The following is a 17,844-nucleotide window of genomic DNA, read 5'->3' on the forward strand; positions in this document are numbered from 1 at the left end:
GGGGAGCATGGTGGCCGGACGATCTCAACTGCGCAGCTCCACGACGTCTCCGGCCGCCCCCAACGGGCGCCGGCGCGACTTCGGGATCGCGCCGTCGTCGACGATCTGACCGTCCAGCAGGCTGACGACGCGGTCGGCCATGCTCGCCACCCGGGCGTCGTGGGTGACCAGCACGATCGTCTGGCCCTGCCCGTGCACCTTGCCGAGCAGGCGCAGCACGTCGCGGGTGTTGCGGCTGTCGAGGTTGCCGGTCGGCTCGTCGGCCAGCAGCAGCCGGGGCTGGTTCGCGAGCGCGCGGGCCAGCGCGACCCGCTGCTGCTCGCCCCCGCTGAGCTGCGCCGGCGACGCCTCCGCGCGGTCGGCCAGGCCGAGCTCGCCGAGGAGGTACTCGCGCCGTTCCCTGGCCTGCCGGGGCGAGACGCCGCCCAGCAGCGCGGGAAGCTCGACGTTGTCGGCCACGGTCATGTTGGCGACCAGGTTGAAGAACTGGAAGACGAAGCCGATCTTCTCCCGGCGGAGCACCGCCCACCCGCTCTCCGAGAGCGTGTCGGCCCGCCTGCCGTCCAGCCAGATCTCGCCGCTGGTGCGGGTGTCCAGGCCGCCGAGCATGTGGACGAGGGTGGACTTGCCCGACCCGGACGGGCCCATGATGGCGACGAACTCCCCCGCCTCGACGGTCAGGTCGACCCCGCGTACGGCGGGCACGGGCAGCCCGCCGGTCTGGTAGATCTTCACCAGGTTGACGGCCTGTACGACGGGAGCGTCCACACTCATGGCAGGTCCTCCTGGCAGCGTTCGAGCCAGTCGAGGTCGGCCTGCAGGTGGAGCATGGCCCCCTCGATGAGCAGCAGCGCGACGCGGTTGGCCGGGTCGGTGCGCTCGGCCAGCTCGCGGAGGTCTCTCATGAGCGCAAGGTAGTGCCGTCGCTGCCGGTTCACCAAGGCCATGCGGTCGGACAGCCCGGTCATCGGGGCCAGCACGAGCTTCATGAAGAACTCGTCGCGCACCCGGGGGCCCTCGGTCGGCTCCTCGACCCAGGTCTCCAGCGCCTCCCGGCCGGTGGCGGTGATGTAGTAGACCTTCTTGTTCGGCCGGTTGGCCTGCTCGACGTCGACCGACCGGACGTACCCGTCCTTCTCCAGCCGGCCCAGGGTCACGTAGATCTGTCCGATGTTGGGCGACGGGTAGGCATCGCCGAAGATCGTTTCGAGTGCCTGTTTCAGCTCGTATCCGTGGGCAGGTTCCTTCGCAAGGAGCGCCAGCAGCGACTGCCGCACGCGCCCACCCCCAAGCCGTATCGAGCAGTTATCGGAGCGTTACGGGCTAATCCGTTGACGCTCACATTATCGCTATGCATAACATGCATGCACCTACCTAACACGTATGTAACTCGGTTTTCACACGGAGGCCACATGGTTCGCCGAGCCGTTGCCGTTCTGGCCACCTTCCTGGTGGCCGGGTGCGCGGGGCTCGCCGACACCGGCGCCAAGTCCGCTGTGGGCAGCGATGGCACCGGGCCGATCACGCTGGCGATCGGCAGGGACACCACCGCGTACCTCCGCCCACTGCTGGACCGGTGGAACCAGGCGCATCCGGACGAGCCGGTGTCGCTGCTCGAACTGCCCGAGGCGGCCGACGAGCAGCGCGCCCAGATGGTGGCCAACCTGCAGGCGCACAACGACGTCTACGACGTGCTCGCGCTCGACGTGATATGGACGGCCGAGTTCGCCGACGCCGGCTGGATCGTGCCGCTCGACCGCAGCCTGTTCCCCCTGGACAAGCTGCTCAAGGGCGTCGCGGACACCGCCATCTACCGCGACAGGCTGTGGGCCGCGCCGTACACCAGCAACGCCGGCCTGCTCTACTACCGGTCGGACATCCTGAAGAAGGAGCACCTGAAGCCGCCCAAGACCTGGGCGGAGCTGCGCGAGCAGGCCTCCCGCCTGAGCGCGAAGTATCACATCGGGGGATATGCCGGGCAGTTCCTGCCGTACGAGGGGCTGGCCGTCAACTTCGCCGAGGCCGTCCAGTCGGCGGGCGGGTCGATCCTCGGCCCGGACGCCCGCACGGTCACGATGGACCTCGGCAGCGCGCGGGCCGCGCTCGACTTCCTCGTCGGCGGCGTCAAGGAGGGGTGGATCCCCCGCGAGGCGCTGACGTACAAGGAGGAGGAGTCCCGGCTCGCCTTCCAGGAGGGGCGGCTGCTGTTCGCCCGCAACTGGCCGCACGCGTACGGACCGGCCGCCCACTCGAAACTGGCCGGGAAGTTCTCGGTGACCCGGCTGCCGGGCCTGAACGGGCCCGGATCCAGCTCTCTGGGCGGCTACAACCTCGCCATCAGCGCCTTCTCCAAGCGGCAGAAGTCGGCACTCGACTTCATCCGCTACTTCACCGGCCGGGACAACGAGCGGCTCGTGCTCACCGAGGGCTCGTTCCCCCCGGTGTGGACGGAGCTGTACGACGACCCGGAGCTCATCGAGCGGTTCCCCTACCTGCCCGTGCTCAAAGAGGCGATCGTCTCGGCACGGCCCAGGCCGGTCACCGCCGACTACAACCAGGTCAGCCTGCTGATCTCCAGCGCCGTTTCCGGCGCGCTCACTCTCGCCAAACCCGTAGACGAGACCGTCGCCGACCTGAAACAGGGGCTTGGCGAGGTCATCCAGTTCGGAGGATAGATATGCGCAAACTCCCCCCCATCATGGTCGCGTGCCTCGCTCTCGCCGCCGCCGCCGCGTGCGGCAGCGACTCCGGCAACGAGCCGGCGCCCGCGGGCAGCGCCTCGGCCGCCGGCGGCGGCGCCAAGCCCCTGGAGGGTGTGAAGGTCGAGGTCGCCGCGAAGTGGACCGGCGACGAGCAGGCCAACTTCGAGAAGGTGCTCAAGGCGTTCGAGGAGAAGACCGGCGCCAAGGTCACCTACGCCTCCACCGGTGAGGACACCGGCGCCTACCTCGGCCCCCGCATTCAGGGCGGCAACCCTCCGGACGTCGCGATCCTGCCGCAGCCGGGCCTGGTGCAGCAGTACGCCGACGAGAACGCGCTCAAGCCGCTGTCCGCCGAGGTGCAGGCGCAGATCGACCAGAACTACACCCCCTACTGGAAGGAGCTCGGCTCCGCCAAGGGCCAGGTGTTCGGCGTGCTCGTCAAGGCGGCGCACAAGTCGCTCGTCTGGTACCGCCAGTCGGCCTTCGACGACGCCGGCGCCCAGCCCGCGTCCACCTGGGACGACCTGATCAAGAACGCCCAGACGCTGTCCGACTCCGGCGTCTCGCCGTTCGCGCTGTGCGCCGCCTCCGGCTGGACGCTGACCGACCTGTTCGAGAACGTCTACCTCTCCACCGCGGGCCCGGAGAACTACGACAAGCTCTCCAAGCACGAGATCCCGTGGACCGACGCCTCGGTCAAGACCGCCCTGGAGAAGCTGGCGCAGGTCTTCGGCAAGAAGGAGTTCATGCTCGGCGGCTCGTCCGGCGCGCTGCAGACCGACTTCCCGACCTGCGTCACCCAGGTGTACGCCCAGAAGAAGGCCGCGATGGTCATCGAGGCCGACTTCGTCGCCGCGTCCCTCGGCCAGTCGGGCGCCAAGGTCGGCGAAGAGGCCAAGATCATGCCGTTCCCGAAGGCGGGCGACACCGCTCCGGTCATCCTCGGCGGCGACGTCGCCGTGGTGATGAAGGACAGCAAGGGCGCGCAGGCGCTGGTGGAGTACCTGGCTTCCAAGGAGGGCGGCGAGGTCTGGGCCAAGCAGCCCGGCTACCTGTCCCCCAACCGCAACGTCTCGCCCGACAACTACCCGGACGACCTGACCAAGCAGCTCGCCCAGACGATCATCTCGGCCGGTGAGTCGGTGCGGTACGACATGTCCGACCTCGCCCCCAGCGCCTTCGGCGGCACCGACGGCAAGGGCGAGTGGAAGGACCTGCAGGACTTCCTCCGCGACCCCTCCGACGTGAAGGGCGCGCAGGAGAAGCTCGAGGCGGACGCCGCCAAGGCCTTCAAGAAGTAAAGGAAGGACGGCCGTGACCGAACGGTTGGACGGCCCGCAGGCCGCCGGCGGCGGAGACTCCGCCGCCGGGGCCTCCTCCGGCCCGAGCGAACCCCCCGCAGATCCTTCCTCCGACTCCCCCCAGCCGGGAGCGGCCCTCTCCGGCTCCGACGCCGACACCCCGGCCGCCTCGGGCTCCCTGACCGCTTCCGAGGAGCCACCGGCGGGTCCGGCGGCGGCCCCGCCCGGCGCGGTCGCCACGGCGGGCGCGGCGAAGGCGCCCGTGCGCCTCGGCCCGCCGCCGAGGCTGGCGGTGACGTTCCTGCTGCCCGCGCTGCTGCTGCTCGCCGCGTGGGTGATCTATCCGATCGTCTACTCGATCTGGCGCAGCCTGTACGACTCGACCGGCGACCGGTTCGTCGGACTGGGCAACTACCTCTCGATCTTCACCGACTCCTCGACGCTCACCACGATCAGGAACAACATCATCTGGGTCGTGGTGGCCCCGATCATCGTCACCGCGCTCGGTCTGATCTTCGCGGTGCTCACCGAGCGCATCCGCTGGGCCACGGCGTTCAAGCTGGTGCTGTTCATGCCGATGGCCGTCTCCCTGCTCGCCGCCGGGGTCATCTTCCGCCTGGTGTACGAGCAGGACCCGGACAAGGGCGTGGCCAACGCCATCATCACCACCGTCCACGACGCCTTCTCCTCCAGCGCGGGCTATCCCGGCGCACGGCCACGGGAGAACGACCAGGCGCCCGCGGTCGTGCAGGACGGCGCCGTGGTGACGAAGCAGGAGGTGCAGGCGGGCACACCGGTGCTGATCCCGCTCGTCGGCCTGAACCAGGACGCGGTGAAGGGCACCGCGCCCGCCAAGGCCGCCCCCGGCGGCGACGGCCTGAGCGGCACCGTCTGGCTCGACGTCGTCCGCGGCGGCGGAGGCACGCTGAACCAGATCGACCCGCAGGAGAAGGGCCTGGCCGGCGTCACGGTCGAGGCGGTCTCCGGCGGCGCGGTCAAGGCGACGACCGAGACGGCCGCCGACGGCACGTTCCGCTTCTCCGGCCTTCCGGCCGGCTCCTACGTCGTACGGTTGCCGCAGTCGAACTTCACGGCCCCGTTCAACGGGCTCACCTGGCTCGGGCCGGGACTGATCACCCCCGCGATCATCGGCGCGTACATCTGGGTGTGGGCCGGATTCGCGATGGTGCTGATCGCGGCCGGGTTGTCGGCGATCCCCCGTGACGCCCTGGAGGCGGCCAGGATCGACGGCGCGACCGAGTGGCAGGTGTTCCGCCGGATCACCGTGCCGCTGCTGTCGCCGGTGCTGCTCGTCGTCTTCGTCACCATGATCATCAATGTGCTGAAGGTCTTCGACCTGGTGTTCATCATCGCTCCCGGCTCGGTGCAGCCGCAGGCCAACGTGATCGCGCTGGAGATGTGGCGCGTGTCGTTCGGCGGCGGCGGCAACCAGGGCCTGGGCAGCGCGCTGTCGATCTTCCTGCTCGTGCTGGTGGTGCCGTTCATGATCTTCAACATCCGCCGGTTCAGGAGGGACGAGGGATGACGACCCTGGCCGAACCCCGGCACGCGCAGCCGGTCGAGCGCGGCCTGTTCACGCGGGCGGTCGACCGCCTCGGCGGCGGCCTGGTCCAGGTCTTCATGATCCTGGTCGCGCTCTTCTGGCTGCTCCCGACTCTCGGGCTGCTCGTCGTCTCGATGCGCGGCGAGACCGACAACAACTCCTCCGGCTGGTGGACGCTGTTCACCAAACCCGCGCAGATCACGTTCGACAACTACTCGAACCTGCTCGCGTCGGGTTTCGGCTCGTCGTTCTGGAACACCGTCCTCATCACGGTGCCGGCGACGCTGCTGGTGATCGGCATCGCGGCCATGGCGGCGTACGCGTTCGCCTGGATCGAGTTCCCCGGCAGGGACATGGTGTTCCTCGTGGTCATCGCCCTGCTGGTCGTCCCGGTGCAGATCGCGCTGATTCCCATCGCCAAGCTGTACGGATTCCTCGGGATCTTCGGCTCGATTCTCGGCGTCGTGCTGTTCCATGTGGCGTTCGGCCTGCCGTTCGCCATCTTCCTGCTGCGCAACTTCTTCGTGGGCATTCCGCGCGAGCTGCTCGAGGCGGCGCGGATGGACGGCGCGCCGGAGTGGCGGATCTTCGCCACCGTGGTGTTCCCGCTGGCCAAGCCCGCGATCGCGTCGCTCGGCATCTTCCAGTTCCTGTGGGTGTGGAACGACCTGCTCGTCGCGCTGGTGTTCGCCGACACCGAGAACCAGCCGATGACGAAGGCACTGCAATCCCAGATGCGGCAGTTCGGCACGAACGTGGACATCCTCGCGCCGGGCGCGTTCCTGTCGCTCATCATCCCGCTGGTGCTGTTCTTCGCCTTCCAGCGGTATTTCGTGCAGGGCATGCTCGCGGGCTCGGTCAAGTGACCGGCCGGAGGCCCCGAGTCGTCTGGGGCCTCCGACCGGCATCACCGGGGTCGACACGGGAAATATCCCGTGTGTGGCGAACCGTGCCGGAAGGGCGTCGGATGCCCGCTTCACGGGGGTAAGCGGGCATCCGATCTTTCCGCCGCCGGGCCGTACGGGGGCCGAAAAGCCGATAGAGTGCGCGGACATGTCAGGACGTCCGTTGCACGAACTCGTGGAAGCCGGATGGGCCGAGGCCCTCACACCCGTGGCCGGGCGCATCGCCGCCATGGGCGACTTCCTCAGGCAGGAGATCGCGGAAGGCCGCCAGTACCTCCCAGCGGGGGACAACGTGCTCCGCGCGTTCCAGCAACCGCTGGGCGAGGTCCGGGTGCTGATCGTCGGCCAGGACCCCTACCCCACCCCCGGTCACCCGGTCGGGCTGAGCTTCTCCGTGGCTCCGGACGTACGGCCGCTGCCGGGCAGCCTGGTCAACATCTTCAAGGAGTACACGGCCGACCTCGGCCACCCGGCGCCGTCGAACGGCGACCTCACTCCGTGGACCGAGCAGGGCGTGCTCCTGCTCAACAGGGTGCTGACGGTGATGCCGGGCAAGCCCGCCTCCCATCGGGGCAAGGGCTGGGAAGAGGTGACCGAGCAGGCCATCAAGGCGCTGGTCGAGCGGGGCGGGCCGCTCGTGGCGATCCTGTGGGGTCGCGACGCCCGCAACCTGCGGCCAATGCTGGGGGACGTGCCGTGCATCGAGTCGGCCCACCCCAGTCCGCTGTCGGCGCGCAGCGGGTTCTTCGGCTCCCGTCCGTTCAGCCGGGCCAACGCCCTGCTGGAGCAGCGGGGCGGAGCGCCGGTCGAGTGGAAACTGCCGTGACGGCTTGCCGATAGGATCACCACCATGAGCGATGGAACGGACACCGGTCGCTACCTGCGGCTCACCGTCGACCTGGTGGTCGAGGTCCTCGATGTCGACGCGCTGCAGGCGGCGGCGCTCGCCGAGATCCGCGACCCCCAGGCCGAACTGGACGACGCCGAACGGCAGGAGCAGATCGAGCTGGTCAACTCCGACGAGACGGGCGCGGCGGCCCTGCAGTGGCTGATCGAGCCCGACCACGTGCTGGGCCTGGTCGAGCACGTCGCCGAGGTCGAGCCGCGGGAGGCGATGCTCGGCGTGGAGCCGTCGGAGGGCGTCCTGGAGGACGAGGACGGCCACGACCACGACCACGACGAACCGGGCCACATCCACTGAGGCCGGCCGGCAAGGACGCGTCGGGCCGGCCGTCGGCCGGACCGGCGCGTCCTTGCCGATCCTCTTACGCGGGCCGGCTGGTCGTGCGCTGGTAGTGCGCCGCGATCTCGTCGCTGGTGGCGAGCCGGACGGCGTCCGGACCGCTCACACCGGCTGAAGAGGCTGGTGGGGTCCGGCCGGCGGCTCGACCCGTATGGGGTCGCCGGGCCGGACCTCGCCGCCCGCGACGACGATGCCCATGACCCCGGCCTTGCGCACCAGGTTGCCCTCCTCGTCCCGGTCCAGCACGGCCTTCATCAGCCCGTGCTGGAAACCGTCGAGTTGCACGCAGGGGTTGCGCAGGCCGGTCACCTCGACGACGGCCGTCTCGCCGAGATGCAACCGAGTCCCGGTGGGCAACGCGAGCAGATCCACGCCCCTGGTGGTGACGTTCTCCCCCATGTCCCCCGCCCGTACGGCGAAGCCCGCCCCGCGCAGTTCGTCGTGCAACTCCGCGTGGATCAGGTGCACCTGGCGGAGGTTCGGCACGCTCGGGTCGCGGGCGACCCGCGACCGGTGCTTCACGGTCACCCCGGCGTGCGCGTCCCCCTCGACGCCCAGGCCGGCCAGCAGCCGGATCGACTCCAGCGGAGTCTTGCTGAAGGTGTGGGTGGCGCTGCGGCTGACCGCCGTCACTCTGCTCGTCATGTCTCCTCCTCTTAGGCAGATGGCTCCATTCCGCGCACGAGGGCGAGGAGGCGGTCAAGCAGATATTCGTCACATGGAGCCTGCTCACCGACCCACGCGATCGCGTTGACCAGCGTGAGGGGGCCGGCCGTCTCGATGTCGCCGGGCACCGCGCCGTCCAGTTGCGCGCGTTCGAGCATGCTCGGCCCCGCGCGAACCGCACAGGGCCGATCGAACGTGCGTAGGTGACTCTTCCGGGGCGGCCTGGCCGGGCGGAACCGGTCAGGAGCTGAGGACCTCCTCGCGCCGCCGGGTGAGGGAATCCTGCTGGCGGGTCAGCTCGCCGCAGCGGGCGGACACCTGGTTGACCATCGCCGCGACCCACTCGGCGACCTCGCGCACCGCCTCCGCCGTACGGGCGATCCGCTGGTGCTTGATGGCGTCGGTGATGATGTTGTCGAAGAAGACGTCGGCGAACCAGCGGGTGTCCACCTTCGGCAACTGGGGCGCGGCGTTGACGCCGATGTCGGCCAGCTCGCGGGAGAACCGGTCGAGCGCACCCTGCGCGTGCCAGGCGGCCTCGTCGGCCTGACGCAGGTGCCCGTGCTCGACCATGTCGGCGAAGCCGCCGTTGCTGAACATGTCCCAGGTCGAGGCGCCGCGGGCGCTGCCCAGATGCCGCAGGACATAGCCGACCGCCTGGCCCGCCGCCGCCCCGGCCTGCTGCGCCTCCTGGTGCTCGCGCAGGTCGGCGCTCACGTTCGCCAGCCGGGCGGCGATGTCGGCCAGCTCCCGCCCGCGCGGATCGCCCGACTCGACCAGCATCCGTTCCTTGCGGGCGAGCAGCACCTCCAGCTCGTGATGCGGGTTGCCGAGCTCCGCGAGGGCCTGGTCGGTGGTGCGCAGGTCGCCGGTGAGCCACTCCAGGCGGGTGCGCTGGCCGGTGACCCGCTGGCGGGCCGCCGCCGCCTCGGCCCGTTCCCGGGCCAGGCGCTCCTCCTTGCTTCCGGTCAGACCCGCCAGGAAGGCGCCGAAACCGCCCTGTTCCAGCTTGGCGACGTCGCGATCCTCCTTGGCGAGCTGCCGCTCCAGGTCCGCGAGCATGCCACGGACCTCCTCGATCTGAGTCAGGAGAGTGGCACGCTGCCGGGTGAGCTGGTCCCGGCGCCTGGCGCGATCCCGCGCGTCCCGGATCTCGTCGTCGATAGCAGCGAAAAGGGTCACACTTCACAGACGTCCGATAGACGCCCAAACGTTCCCGCCCAGGTCCAGGCGGGCCGCCGCGGCACAGCCCGCCCGCCCAGGTCCAAGCGGGGCACCGCGGCACAGCCCGCCCGCCCAGGTCCGGGCAGGGCACCGCGGCACAGCCCCCCGCGCAGGTTCGGGCGGGGGCCGCGGCACACTCCGGCCCCCCGGCCACCCTCGGCCCGCCCCGCCGGCCGATCGTCTGGTCAGGGGACCAGCACGATCTTGCCGGTGGTCCTGCCGGTCTGCCCCAGCTCGTGGGCCTTCGCCGCCTCGGCCAGAGGCACGATCTGATCCACGTGCACCCTGAGCCGGCCCGCCTCGACAAGAGAGGTCAACTGGGTCAGATCGTGCGCCGAGGGACGCACGGACACGACCTGGAGACGGATGCCGAGTTCGGCGGCCCGCTGCGGAGTGATGCCGGGGTTGCCGCCGATCGCCGCGACCAGCAGGCCGCCCGGCCTCAGGGCTGCCGCGGAGCGCTCTCCGTACTCCCCGCCCAGCAGGTCGAAGACGATGTCCACCGGCCCGGCCGACGTCACGAAGTCCTCGGCGGTGTAATCGATCAGGGTGTCGGCGCCCAGACCGCGCAGGAACTCGTGCTTGGCCGCCCGCGCCGTGCCGACGACATGCGCCCCCCGTGCCTTCGCGATCTGGACCGCCAGGTGGCCCACGCCTCCGGCGGCGCGGTGGACGAGCACCCGGTCGCCCTCCTTGACCCGGGCGATGCCGACCAGTGCCTGCCACGCGGTGAGACCGGCCAGCGGCAGCCCCGCCGCCTCCTCGACCGTCAGTCCGGCAGGCCTGCGGACGATCTCGTTGGGCGAGGCGAGCACGTAGTCCGCATACGCGTTGCCTGCGGCGGGAAAGCCGATCAGCCCGAGCACCTCGTCCCCCGGTGAGAACGCGGACACCCCCGGCCCCGCCGTCTCGACCACTCCGGCCACGTCCCACCCGACGGTGAACGGGGGCTCGCCGAGCAGCGGAAAGGCTCCCGCACGGACCGCGGAGTCCACCGGGTTGTAGCCCGCCGCCTCCACCTTGATCAGAACCTGCCCCGGGCCCGGCTCCGGCCGGTCCACCTCCGTCACCCGCAGGACGGACGGCTCGCCGAAGGCCGACTGCGTGACGACTCTCATCGTGTTCTCCCCACTTGCCGCATTCGTGGAAGGCGCCGCCTCCAACGGCGACGCTTCCGTCGTCGCGACCAATCGTGGACGAGAACGGTATCCATATGAAAGAAGGCACCTTTGCGATATATAGGTACCTTGTGGAAACCATGTCACGGCTGCTGCCCCGAGGCGCGGCGGACGCGTACCTTCGGGACTGCGCCTCCCGCAAAGTCCTGGACAGCATCGCGAACAAGTGGACGTGCCTCCTGGTCGACGCCCTGCGTGACGGGCCGGTCAGGTTCGGGGCGCTGCGGCGCAGGCTTGACGGGATCACCCAGAAGAGCCTCACCCAGACGCTGCGGAGCATGGAGCGCGACGGGATGGTCATCCGGACCATGTATCCCACGATCCCTCCCCGGGTGGAGTACGAACTGAGCGAGCTGGGACACAGCCTGGTAGCACTGATGGAGGGCATCCGGATCTGGTCCGAGGAGCACGTCGGCGAGATCATGGCCTCTCGGGCGAGCTTCGACAGCCGGGCGGCCGAGGAGCCGAAGCCCGTCACACCGGCCTGACCACGCTCGAAGGGTCATGCGACCAGTAGGCCGGGGGTGTGGTGCGGGTGGTGGCTCCCGTCGTGACCGCCCGGCAGGCGGAGCCTGAGGCAGGAACGGGCGGCGGCGGCCGATGTGAGGCGCACGCCCAGCAGTCCGCTCTCCTCATCCGCCATGCCGGACGGCGACCCGTACTCGGCGCCGGGAATGTGGACGGGCCCGCTCTCCAGATCCGCTCCGCCGGACAGCACGGCGTACTCCGTCCCCGCCACCCGGAGGCGGCGGGCGACGCCGCGGCAGGGCGACTGGGGGCCGGCGGACAGCCAGGCGAAGTGGCCCGCGAGCAGCGGCTCGGCCACGGTGCGCAGGACGGTGACCGCACACAGGCTGTGCGCGCAGGCGAGGCCGGTCAGTGTGATCTCCGGCAGACCGAAACGCCGCAGGCCGCGCGAGGTCGTCAGGAGGCACGAACAGCCCCCGCCGGCATCGGCGCCCGCGACGGCAGGTGCGGCAGCGCCGAGGCCGAGGGCGCAGGCGTGTCCCTCGTCGGCGCACGACACCCTCCAGCCCAGCCAGTCGTCGCCGAGGTGGAAGTCCTGTCGCTCCCCCGGGCACTCGGCGCAGTGGTAGACGGCCGCTCCCGTGAGCGGGTCGTACAACGCGCCCTGGTAGGCCTCCGCGATCCCGCGCGCGGCAGCCCGGGCGACCTGGGCGGCCTCGGGTTGTTCCTCGACGGGGGCGGTGCTCGTCACCACCACGTGATGACGGGCCCGTCTCACCCGTTTGAGGTCCTCGGCGCTCAGGTCCATCCGCCGCCACGGAGACCGCGTCGACCGGAACGCCTCCAGCGTCAGCCGGGGCGTGCCGAGCGCGTCCCTGGCGGCGCGCCGGTGGGACGGCCCCATCCGCCAGGGGACGATCGACGAGAGATCGGTCGGCGTACGGTCCGTGACGACGACGAAGACCGACGAGGTCTGCGCGGGCACGGGATAGGTGATTCGCATGGCTCCTCCTCCGCGACGTGCTGCACCTACAACCGCCGAAGCGGCCACGGGAAGTGCCGCAGGAGCAGCGGGCCCCGCACCTGCCGCTCCTCGCCACTGCCACAGGGGCACAGCCTGCGCGAATACGCCATCGCCCGTCCCACCCGAACGCCGCTCTGTGGACAGCCGACGACACAGAACGGGTGAATCTCCGCGCCGCATCGCCCTGGTCCACAGATCACCGGTCAACGACCTGTCCCGCGACCGCCTATCCGGCCTTGCCGAAGATCAGAAGCCGATGGGACTCCAGCGTCCCTTCCGGCAGGTCGTCCGGCGTGAACCACCGCGCCTCCAGGATCTCCTTGGGGTCGATCCTCATCGTGCCGCCCGCGAACTCGGCCTCGTACGCCACCTCGACCCGCAGCCGGTAGCCGCTCTTGAGCCGGACGAGCTCACCGACGCGCACCTTCAGACCGGTCTCTTCCCGCACCTCCCGGACGACCGTTTCCTGGAATGTCTCCCCCTTGACGGCGTAGCCGGTGGGCAGCCCCCACTGCCGGTCTTCCGGCCACAACCGATGCCGGAGCAACAGCACCCGCCCGTCCCCGTCGCGGACGACGCCCGTGACGCCGACCATGAACTTCGCCTGCGAGATCCACAGCAGTCGCCACTGCACCGAGCCGCCGATGCTCCGCCACAGCCGGGCGACCAGATCGTTCACGATGAGTCCCTTCGTCCACAGCGACCCCAGCAGCGAGAAGGACATCATCACAGGCCCGGTCGCCGGCGGTGTGTCACCTCCTGCCAGAGCGACGCCCACTGTCCGGCGGTCAGGTCCTTGGGCAGTGCGTGCGGCATCACCCGCGCGCCGCGCGCCCAGGCGCGTACGGTCTGGCGGTCCAGGCGTCCCGTGCGTTCGAGGATCTCCACGAGGCCGCGCCCGCGCCCGGTGAAGACCCGGCGCACGAGGTCCTGGTAGGGCCCCCGCTCGGCGACCAGGGGTACGGCCCTGCGCGTCATGGTGAGCAGGCCGCCGTCGACCGAGGGAGCGGGCCGGAACGACCGGGCGGGCACCCGCGCATGCACCTCGAACGCGTACCACGGCCACCAGGCGGCAGTCAGCATGCTGGCGCCGCCGACGCCGACCCGCCGCCGGGCGACCTCCCACTGGACCAGCAGCACCGCCGTCCTCCAGTCGGACGCCGCGAGGAGCCGCCGCATGATCGAGGTCGTGAGGTGGAACGGCAGGTTTCCGACCACCACGTGAGGATGCCGCGGAAACCGGAACCGCAGGATGTCGGCGTTGACGACAGTGACGTTCGCCGGGACGCGCCGGGCCAGCCGGCGTGCCCGTCCGTCGTCGACCTCGACCGCCGTCAGCGGCCTGCCGTAGCGGCTGAGGGGAAGCGTCAGCGCCCCGTCCCCCGCGCCGACCTCGACGATCGGGCCGGTTGTCCCGGCGACCAGTTCCCCGACGTGAGCGATGACCGTACGGTCGACGAGGAAGTTCTGGCCGAGCTCGTGCCGTCCGCTCTGATGAACCATGGAAGTGCTCCGCGAGTGCGCGATCGGAGCCGGGCAGCGCGAAGCGCCGCACCGGCGAGGACACCGATGGCGGCGGAGCCGTACGAGAGGAAGGATCCGCCGCTACGAGCGGCGGATCCTCGTGAAGCATGCGAAGCAGCACATGGGCGTCACCCTAGCGAGCACGACGGGAGGAGCCGCAAGCCATTTTCCGCGCGTGTCTTCTGCCGGACACCTTCACCCGCGTGGCGGAGACCGCCCTACTGCGACCCGCCTTCACTCCATGTCATGTCGATCCGCTGGCCGATGACCTCGTATCCGGCGCGGAGGAACGCCCGGGCCGTCGGGACGTTCCCGACGTCCGTGGCGGCCCGGATTCGCGGGACGCCCTGCCCGGCGAGGATCCGCGTCCCCTCGGCCAGCAGGTCGTCGATGTAGCCGTTTCCACGGTGGGCGGGCACGACCCCGATGTACGCGATTATCGGGTTGTAGTCGTTGCGCGCCGGGATGACGAATCCCACCGGTTCGCCGTCGGGTGAGGTGCCGATCCGCCACCACTCCCGTGGGCTTCCGTAGTGGGCGAGCTCGTCGTCGTAGTGCTGGGCCGCGGCCCGCTCGGCGGGCATTCGCGTGAGGTCGGCGCGGCTGTGGGCGTCGAGCGTGCCGTCGAGGACGAGGGTCATCAGGGCGACCAGTTCCTCCCTGCCGGCCACGGGCCGGAAGGTCAGCCGCCCACCCGGAGCCGCGATGGGAGTGCCTGGACGCCACTCCAGCCGCAGCCGTTCGACGAGCGGCCGGGCGCCGGCCCGCTCCAGCACGGTCATGCGGTCCTCGACTGCACGCCTCGCCTGCGCGTCGTCGCGCCACCGCGGGGGGACGAACGTGTTGTATTCCGGCGGGCGTACGCCGACCGGCAGCACCGCGGCGCTCGCGGTTTCGAACAACCGGGCCCCGGCCTCGATGCTCGCCGGTCCGGGCATGGTGTCGTCGAGGTCAAGGATGTCGAGCAGCGCCGGCGCCTCGCCCTCGCGCGGGGCCCACCAGGCCAGTCTGGCGACGAGGCGGTCGCCGCTCAGCGCCATCCACATCCACTCGGCCCGCCGGCGGCCGGAGGCGAGGTCGTCGTCCAGCTCGTCGTTCAGCAAGTAGGGCAGGCGGCGGAAGAGGTCGAGTTCCGTACGCCCCGCGATAGGGCGCATGATCAAGTCGTTGGGGTTCACTGCACTTCCTCAGGTGAGGCGTGCCCGCTCGCGCCCAGGGGTCAGCGTCCGGCCGTACCCCGGGAAGGAACCGGCACGACGTTCTCTGCACACATCGGCTCGTCCCTCCTCTCGTCGTCGAAGGTCCACGCCCGTTCTATCGGACGTGCCACTCGGCCGGCCAATCCTTTTCCGCCGCGGCACCAGCCGGCAAGTGGCTCTTCGACTCCTCTTCCGAACGCCGCCGGGGCGCCGCGAGGGCGGCCAGCGCGGTGGTCACGGGGACGGCCGCGATGAGTCCCAGCGTGCCGACGATGCTGCGGATGATCTCCTGGGCGAGGACGGGGTTGCGCAGCACGTCTCCGAGCGGCTGGTCGCCGACGCTGAACAGCAGCAGCATGGGCAGCGCGGCCCCGGCGTACGCGAGGACGATCGTGTTGATCACAGAGGCGATGTGGGCCCGCCCGACGCGGGCGGCGGCGCGGTAGAGGCGCCTGAAGGTGTAGCCGGGGTTGGCCACGGCCAGTTCCCCCACGGTGGCCGCCTGGGTGACGGTGACGTCGTCGAGCACGCCGAGCGCGCCGATGATGATTCCCGCGAGCAGCAGGCCCTGCCCGTTGATCCGGTAGTTGCTGTCGAGCAGGAACGAGCTGTCGTCGGTGATCCCCGCGAGGTGCGCGACGTCGATGGCGAACGCGGACAGCAGACCGGTGAGGGTGAGGCTGACCAGCGTGCCCAGCACCGCCATCGAGGTCGCGATCGTGAAGCCGTGAGTGAGGTAGAGGACCGCCAGCATGATCGCGGCGGAGCCCACGATCGCCACCAGGGTCGGCGGCTCACCCGCGAGGATCGCGGGGACGACGAAGGTCAGCAGCAGGACGAAGGTCACGGCCAGCCCGATCAGCGCGGTCAGTCCGCGCCAGCGTCCGAAGGCGACCACCGCAAGGGCGAACGCGGCGACGAACAGCCACAGCGGAGCGGACCGGTCGTGGTCCGACAGCAGATACTCGGGTGCGTCGAGCGCGCCGTCCGGCACATGGACCAGCACGACGTCCTCACCCACCGCGAACCGCTGCGCACCGGGGCCGGTGGGCAGCTCGGTGGTGACGGTCCGGCCCTCGTCGGGCCCACCCGCGATCCTGACGCGGGCGTCCCCGCAGGCATCGGAGCCCGGCGCCGCGGCCGGACCGGCCGCCTGCTCGTCCGGCACGGCGGGGCACGGCTTGGGGACGACATCGACGATCGTCCCGTTGACCTGCCGCAGCGAGGGCGAGGACGAACCGGATGGCCGGCCGTCGCCCGGCCACAGCCATATCAGGGCGGCCACCGTCACCAGGGCGACGGGAACGATGACGGCCAGCGTCGCCACCACGGTCCGGCGGGAAACGGGCGGGGCGGTCGTGCCGTGGCTGTGATTGGCGCCCATCTGGACGTACGTCTCCTCGCATCCGGGTCGTGCCGCACCGATGCTAAGGGAGAGGCTGTCCACCGCAGGCGCCGCCCGGCACCCGCTGGGCAGCGCCTGCGTCCGGCCCTACCGGGCCGTGGTGGGGACGTCCGGGGTCAGCCGCAGTTGCCCCACGTCAGGCGGCCACCGCTCGCGATCTCCCCGTCGACGCGCGTGTCGGCGACCGTGCCGTAGTACTTCACGCACTTGCCCTTGGCGTTCATCTTCACCGGGCCGGCGTAGTACTTGTACTTCTTCAGGTGGTCGATCTTCTCGGCCGCCCGCCCGTTGGGCAGCCGCACCATGAGCTGGGCGGAGGTCCTGGTGGGCGTGCCGACGTACGCCGACTTGATGGTGACGACGCAGTTCTGGCCCGTGGAGCGGTTGTAGAGCAGGTAGACCTTTCCGAAGACCTGCCCCGACGAGGTCTTCACCTTACTGCTCGCGACCTGGCCGAAACCGGAACCGCACACCCCCTCGGGGGTGTAGCCGGCGGAGATCGCGTATGCCGGGTTGGCGACGAGCCCTCCGACGGCCAGCGCCGCTGCGACGACGACCGTACTCGCGGACCTGCGCATACGTTGTCCTTTCCCAACCGTCGCCCTCCATCCGGGCGGCGTCCTGGCGATCATCCTTGCGGATCATCAACCAGGAGATGACCGAAACAGTCAAATTTGGGCAAGGCGAATCACATCGACGCCGTCAGGCCCGTGCCGCGAGGACGGCCTCCGCCAGCGCCCGCGCGGCCAGGGCGGGACGGGCGCCGGGCCGGGTGACGGCGTGGGCGAGCACGCCGTCGATGAGCACGAGGAGCTGGTCGGCGCCCGCGTCGGGAGCGGGGTGCCCGTGAGCGGGCCAGCTCCCGCGCACCGTCCTGTCCGGGGTGGCCCCGCATCACGCCGGCGGCGCCGCGGGCGCCCTCACCACAGCCCAGCAGGTGGGCGGGGCGCTGGGCGTCGGCATCATCGGCATCGTCTTCTACAGCGCCCTGTCCGGCGGCGTCACCGTGGCGTTCCAGCACGGGCTCGTCTACCTCATCGTCATCACCCTGGCCATCGCCGCTCTCGTCCAGTGGCTCCCGCGTGCCAGAGCCACGGCCTGACCGTCATTCGCAAGGAGAAACATGAACGACCTCAACGACCTGGCCCGCCGCTATGTGGCCGTGTGGAACGAGCCGGACGCCGCCGTACGCCGCGAGATGATCGCCCAGCTGTTCGCCCCGGACGCCGCCCACTACACCCCGTCCATCAAGGTCCACGGCCACGCGGAGCTTGAGGTGCGCATCGCCACGTCGTACGGCAAGTGGGTCGCGCCGGGCGCGTACGTCTTCCGGGTTGTGGAGAACGCGGACGGCACCACAGTGCGGTGCGCTTCAACTGGGAGATGGTGAGGATCGCATCGGGCGAGGTGGACTCGGCCGGGTTCGACTTCCTCACCCTCG

General features: G+C 70.5%; 22 protein-coding genes. 9 read left to right on the forward strand and 13 right to left on the reverse strand.

Annotated elements, in window-relative coordinates:
• Window positions 1-24 precede the first annotated feature (24 nt).
• Window positions 25-774, reverse strand: coding sequence for an ABC transporter ATP-binding protein (locus ACQEVJ_RS35220; RefSeq protein ID WP_433108700.1), 750 nt, complete (start codon window positions 772-774; stop codon window positions 25-27).
• Window positions 771-1,277: a PadR family transcriptional regulator gene (locus tag ACQEVJ_RS35225; RefSeq protein WP_079317111.1), complete on the reverse strand. Its 507-nt coding sequence runs from the start codon at window positions 1,275-1,277 to the stop codon at window positions 771-773. The genes ACQEVJ_RS35220 and ACQEVJ_RS35225 overlap by 4 nt, the downstream gene beginning before the upstream one ends.
• Before the next feature lie 135 nt (window positions 1,278-1,412).
• On the opposite strand from ACQEVJ_RS35225, the gene ACQEVJ_RS35230 reads away from it, so the two are divergent.
• The 6 genes from ACQEVJ_RS35230 (at window position 1,413) to ACQEVJ_RS35255 (ending at window position 7,673) form a co-directional block, all read left to right on the forward strand.
• Complete coding sequence (locus tag ACQEVJ_RS35230) at window positions 1,413-2,675, forward strand: ABC transporter substrate-binding protein (protein ID WP_433108702.1); 1,263 nt, start codon at window positions 1,413-1,415, stop codon at window positions 2,673-2,675.
• 2 nt (window positions 2,676-2,677) lie between these two features.
• Window positions 2,678-4,003 carry an ABC transporter substrate-binding protein gene (locus tag ACQEVJ_RS35235; RefSeq protein WP_433108704.1) on the forward strand — a complete coding sequence of 442 codons (1,326 nt, stop codon included), beginning with the start codon at window positions 2,678-2,680 and terminating at the stop codon, window positions 4,001-4,003.
• A gap of 178 nt (window positions 4,004-4,181) precedes the next feature.
• Window positions 4,182-5,549 (forward strand): ABC transporter permease subunit, encoded by a 1,368-nt coding sequence (locus ACQEVJ_RS35240; RefSeq protein WP_433113159.1) that lies wholly within the window; start codon window positions 4,182-4,184, stop codon window positions 5,547-5,549.
• Window positions 5,546-6,433: a carbohydrate ABC transporter permease gene (locus ACQEVJ_RS35245; protein ID WP_433108706.1), complete on the forward strand. Its 888-nt coding sequence runs from the start codon at window positions 5,546-5,548 to the stop codon at window positions 6,431-6,433. Before ACQEVJ_RS35240 ends, ACQEVJ_RS35245 begins: the two co-directional genes overlap by 4 nt.
• Window positions 6,434-6,620: 187 nt before the next feature.
• Complete coding sequence (locus ACQEVJ_RS35250) at window positions 6,621-7,298, forward strand: uracil-DNA glycosylase (protein WP_433108708.1); 678 nt, start codon at window positions 6,621-6,623, stop codon at window positions 7,296-7,298.
• Between the two features lie 24 nt (window positions 7,299-7,322).
• On the forward strand, window positions 7,323-7,673 hold the full coding sequence (locus ACQEVJ_RS35255; protein ID WP_433108710.1) for a hypothetical protein: 351 nt from the start codon (window positions 7,323-7,325) through the stop codon (window positions 7,671-7,673).
• A gap of 144 nt (window positions 7,674-7,817) precedes the next feature.
• Here the strand turns inward: ACQEVJ_RS35255 and ACQEVJ_RS35260 are convergent, their stop codons facing one another.
• The 4 genes from ACQEVJ_RS35260 to ACQEVJ_RS35275 all read right to left on the reverse strand — a co-directional run bounded on the left by ACQEVJ_RS35260 (window position 7,818) and on the right by ACQEVJ_RS35275 (window position 10,723).
• Complete coding sequence (locus tag ACQEVJ_RS35260) at window positions 7,818-8,360, reverse strand: MOSC domain-containing protein (protein WP_433108712.1); 543 nt, start codon at window positions 8,358-8,360, stop codon at window positions 7,818-7,820.
• An 11-nt stretch (window positions 8,361-8,371) separates the two neighbouring features.
• A complete protein-coding gene (locus ACQEVJ_RS35265) occupies window positions 8,372-8,539 on the reverse strand; it encodes a hypothetical protein (RefSeq protein ID WP_433108714.1) in 168 nt (55 codons plus the stop codon).
• 82 nt (window positions 8,540-8,621) lie between these two features.
• Window positions 8,622-9,563: a hypothetical protein gene (locus ACQEVJ_RS35270; protein WP_433108717.1), complete on the reverse strand. Its 942-nt coding sequence runs from the start codon at window positions 9,561-9,563 to the stop codon at window positions 8,622-8,624.
• 227 nt (window positions 9,564-9,790) lie between these two features.
• Window positions 9,791-10,723, reverse strand: coding sequence for an NADP-dependent oxidoreductase (locus ACQEVJ_RS35275; RefSeq protein ID WP_433108719.1), 933 nt, complete (start codon window positions 10,721-10,723; stop codon window positions 9,791-9,793).
• A gap of 140 nt (window positions 10,724-10,863) precedes the next feature.
• Between ACQEVJ_RS35275 and ACQEVJ_RS35280 the strand changes: the two genes are divergently transcribed.
• Window positions 10,864-11,271, forward strand: a complete 408-nt coding sequence (locus ACQEVJ_RS35280) for a winged helix-turn-helix transcriptional regulator (RefSeq protein WP_433113162.1) — start codon at window positions 10,864-10,866, stop codon at window positions 11,269-11,271.
• A gap of 14 nt (window positions 11,272-11,285) precedes the next feature.
• On the opposite strand, the gene ACQEVJ_RS35285 is transcribed toward ACQEVJ_RS35280, so the two are convergent.
• The 7 genes from ACQEVJ_RS35285 to ACQEVJ_RS35315 all read right to left on the reverse strand — a co-directional run bounded on the left by ACQEVJ_RS35285 (window position 11,286) and on the right by ACQEVJ_RS35315 (window position 17,273).
• Window positions 11,286-12,254 (reverse strand): hypothetical protein, encoded by a 969-nt coding sequence (locus ACQEVJ_RS35285; protein ID WP_433108721.1) that lies wholly within the window; start codon window positions 12,252-12,254, stop codon window positions 11,286-11,288.
• A gap of 247 nt (window positions 12,255-12,501) precedes the next feature.
• Entirely contained in the window at window positions 12,502-12,954 is a 453-nt protein-coding gene (locus ACQEVJ_RS35290) for an NUDIX domain-containing protein (RefSeq protein ID WP_433108723.1), read from the reverse strand.
• A gap of 47 nt (window positions 12,955-13,001) precedes the next feature.
• Complete coding sequence (erm, locus tag ACQEVJ_RS35295; RefSeq protein ID WP_433108725.1) at window positions 13,002-13,778, reverse strand: 23S ribosomal RNA methyltransferase Erm; 777 nt, start codon at window positions 13,776-13,778, stop codon at window positions 13,002-13,004.
• 239 nt (window positions 13,779-14,017) lie between these two features.
• Window positions 14,018-14,977, reverse strand: a complete 960-nt coding sequence (locus ACQEVJ_RS35300; protein ID WP_433108727.1) for a GNAT family N-acetyltransferase — start codon at window positions 14,975-14,977, stop codon at window positions 14,018-14,020.
• A gap of 136 nt (window positions 14,978-15,113) precedes the next feature.
• Window positions 15,114-16,382 carry a YibE/F family protein gene (locus tag ACQEVJ_RS35305; protein ID WP_433108729.1) on the reverse strand — a complete coding sequence of 423 codons (1,269 nt, stop codon included), beginning with the start codon at window positions 16,380-16,382 and terminating at the stop codon, window positions 15,114-15,116.
• A 137-nt stretch (window positions 16,383-16,519) separates the two neighbouring features.
• Window positions 16,520-16,981 (reverse strand): hypothetical protein, encoded by a 462-nt coding sequence (locus ACQEVJ_RS35310; protein ID WP_433108731.1) that lies wholly within the window; start codon window positions 16,979-16,981, stop codon window positions 16,520-16,522.
• Between the two features lie 124 nt (window positions 16,982-17,105).
• The gene (locus tag ACQEVJ_RS35315) at window positions 17,106-17,273 is read right to left on the reverse strand and encodes a hypothetical protein (RefSeq protein ID WP_433108733.1); all 168 of its coding nucleotides are present in this window, start codon (window positions 17,271-17,273) and stop codon (window positions 17,106-17,108) included.
• A gap of 13 nt (window positions 17,274-17,286) precedes the next feature.
• On the opposite strand from ACQEVJ_RS35315, the gene ACQEVJ_RS35320 reads away from it, so the two are divergent.
• Both ACQEVJ_RS35320 and ACQEVJ_RS35325 read left to right on the forward strand, forming a co-directional pair.
• Complete coding sequence (locus ACQEVJ_RS35320; protein ID WP_433108735.1) at window positions 17,287-17,505, forward strand: hypothetical protein; 219 nt, start codon at window positions 17,287-17,289, stop codon at window positions 17,503-17,505.
• Between the two features lie 21 nt (window positions 17,506-17,526).
• Window positions 17,527-17,793 (forward strand): hypothetical protein, encoded by a 267-nt coding sequence (locus tag ACQEVJ_RS35325; RefSeq protein ID WP_433108737.1) that lies wholly within the window; start codon window positions 17,527-17,529, stop codon window positions 17,791-17,793.
• Window positions 17,794-17,844: the final 51 nt, after the last annotated feature.

The sequence above is a fragment of the Microbispora sp. CA-102843 genome (assembly GCF_050936215.1).
In the GTDB taxonomy this organism is placed as follows: domain Bacteria; phylum Actinomycetota; class Actinomycetes; order Streptosporangiales; family Streptosporangiaceae; genus Microbispora.

Excerpts from the sequence above, each read along its gene's own strand:
- ACQEVJ_RS35220 (WP_433108700.1), bottom strand. The coding sequence starts at position 774 with ATGAGTGTGGACGCTCCCGTCGTACAGGCCGTCAACCTGGTGAAGATC.
- ACQEVJ_RS35230 (WP_433108702.1), top strand. The coding sequence starts at position 1,413 with ATGGTTCGCCGAGCCGTTGCCGTTCTGGCCACCTTCCTGGTGGCCGGG.
- ACQEVJ_RS35235 (WP_433108704.1), top strand. The coding sequence starts at position 2,678 with ATGCGCAAACTCCCCCCCATCATGGTCGCGTGCCTCGCTCTCGCCGCC.
- ACQEVJ_RS35245 (WP_433108706.1), top strand. The coding sequence starts at position 5,546 with ATGACGACCCTGGCCGAACCCCGGCACGCGCAGCCGGTCGAGCGCGGC.
- ACQEVJ_RS35250 (WP_433108708.1), top strand. The coding sequence starts at position 6,621 with ATGTCAGGACGTCCGTTGCACGAACTCGTGGAAGCCGGATGGGCCGAG.
- ACQEVJ_RS35255 (WP_433108710.1), top strand. The coding sequence starts at position 7,323 with ATGAGCGATGGAACGGACACCGGTCGCTACCTGCGGCTCACCGTCGAC.
- ACQEVJ_RS35260 (WP_433108712.1), bottom strand. The coding sequence starts at position 8,360 with ATGACGAGCAGAGTGACGGCGGTCAGCCGCAGCGCCACCCACACCTTC.
- ACQEVJ_RS35265 (WP_433108714.1), bottom strand. The coding sequence starts at position 8,539 with ATGCTCGAACGCGCGCAACTGGACGGCGCGGTGCCCGGCGACATCGAG.
- ACQEVJ_RS35275 (WP_433108719.1), bottom strand. The coding sequence starts at position 10,723 with ATGAGAGTCGTCACGCAGTCGGCCTTCGGCGAGCCGTCCGTCCTGCGG.
- ACQEVJ_RS35280 (WP_433113162.1), top strand. The coding sequence starts at position 10,864 with ATGTCACGGCTGCTGCCCCGAGGCGCGGCGGACGCGTACCTTCGGGAC.
- ACQEVJ_RS35285 (WP_433108721.1), bottom strand. The coding sequence starts at position 12,254 with ATGCGAATCACCTATCCCGTGCCCGCGCAGACCTCGTCGGTCTTCGTC.
- erm (WP_433108725.1), bottom strand. The coding sequence starts at position 13,778 with ATGGTTCATCAGAGCGGACGGCACGAGCTCGGCCAGAACTTCCTCGTC.
- ACQEVJ_RS35305 (WP_433108729.1), bottom strand. The coding sequence starts at position 16,382 with ATGGGCGCCAATCACAGCCACGGCACGACCGCCCCGCCCGTTTCCCGC.
- ACQEVJ_RS35310 (WP_433108731.1), bottom strand. The coding sequence starts at position 16,981 with ATGCGCAGGTCCGCGAGTACGGTCGTCGTCGCAGCGGCGCTGGCCGTC.
- ACQEVJ_RS35325 (WP_433108737.1), top strand. The coding sequence starts at position 17,527 with ATGAACGACCTCAACGACCTGGCCCGCCGCTATGTGGCCGTGTGGAAC.